This is a genomic window from Streptomyces milbemycinicus (genome assembly GCF_002154605.1).
Taxonomy (GTDB): Bacteria; Actinomycetota; Actinomycetes; order Streptomycetales; family Streptomycetaceae; genus Streptomyces; species Streptomyces milbemycinicus.
In genome coordinates, this window is the sequence record NZ_MUNE01001135.1 from 1 (window position 1) to 1280 (window position 1280).

Annotated in this window: 2 protein-coding genes; one reads left to right on the forward strand and one right to left on the reverse strand. The window is 68.0% G+C overall.

Annotated elements, in window-relative coordinates; translation table 11 throughout:
- A partial coding sequence (locus CCN51_RS51585) for a VC0807 family protein (RefSeq protein WP_086861269.1) occupies nt 1–590 on the reverse strand: 590 nt, incomplete at its 3' end.
- Between the two features lie 328 nt (nt 591–918).
- Between CCN51_RS51585 and CCN51_RS51590 the strand changes: the two genes are divergently transcribed.
- Nucleotides 919–1280 (forward strand): AfsR/SARP family transcriptional regulator (locus CCN51_RS51590; protein ID WP_211303355.1); only part of this gene is annotated, 362 nt, incomplete at its 3' end.

A 1280-nucleotide genomic window follows, 5' to 3' on the forward strand; every position in this document is an offset into this window, starting at 1 on the left:
AGGGCGAGGGCGCCGAGCACGCTGTAGATCAGGACCGGGCTGACGACCACCATGGTGTCGGTGGACAGCGTGTAGGCCAGCGCGACCCGGACCCCGGCCTCCAGCAGGTAGGCCACGCCCCACACCGCGGTCATCGTCATCATGGTCCGGCGGAACCCGTCGAACTGCCACAGACCGTTCCACCACGCGGTGCTCGCCTCGGTGCCGTCGGTGGCGAACTTGCGCCCGAAGTAGAACATCAGCGGGCGCGGCGCCAGCAGCGTCACCAGGCACAGCAGTCCGAACAGGCCCGTCACGCCCGAGTCCTTGACCAGCAGCGCGCGGGTCGAGTGGGCGCCGACCAGCGACACCACGGCCGTGATCACGAGGAACACCAGGGTGACGATGGCGAATTCGTCCAGATGGCGGCGCCAGGCGAGATGGACGGCGCTGTCGAGCACCGGCCATGCGCCGCTGGCCAAAAGCGCGGCGAATTCGCTCCAGCCGTGATCGTGGAGCGCGTTGTACGTGATGATCGGGGCCACGACGTTGAGGGCGATGGTGACAGCCCAGCCGAGGACGGCGGCGCCCCTGGACCGGGCGGGCGGCACCGGGCGTTCGTCCGGCCGTGCCGGCCGTGTGTCGGGCCGCGCCGGCGGCGTGTTGGGTGCGCCCTGTGCGGTGGTGTCCTGACCAGTCACGGTTCCCCCCGTAAGACGTGCTCGATGGTGCGGGAAGAAGACTAGTACAGGGGGGGACGGGAGCGCGGCGGGCGCCAGTATCGGTTCGCGCTGTCCGGTCCTGCGGCACTTCCCGTCGGCTTTTGTTGAAATTCCCCTCACAGCGCATCCGGCTAATGCGCCAACGTAATCGCTTTGCTTCTTCGGGAAACCCCAGCAAAATGGCGGTCATTGGGCTCATCCTGTAAGGAGCACTGGTTTGCATTTCAGCGTATTGGGTCCGCTTCAGGTGCTTTCACTCGACCGGCCCGTCACCATTGGCGGCCCGAAGCAGCACGTACTGCTCGCGCTGCTGCTCGCTCGTTCCGGCAGCACCGTTCCGGTGCCGCAGATCGTGGACACGCTCTGGCCGCGCAGGCCACCGCGGACCGCGTTGGCGCAAATCCACAGCCGTATCTCCTCACTCAGACACATCCTCGGCGCGGAGACCATCAAAACGGTCCCTTCCGGCTATTCCCTGACGCCGTTCCCGGGGGCGATCGACGCCCAGGTCTTCGAGGAGGAGGTCAGCCGGGCCATCGCGCTGCGGGCGGCCGGGCGGCACGGCGAGGCCACCGCCGT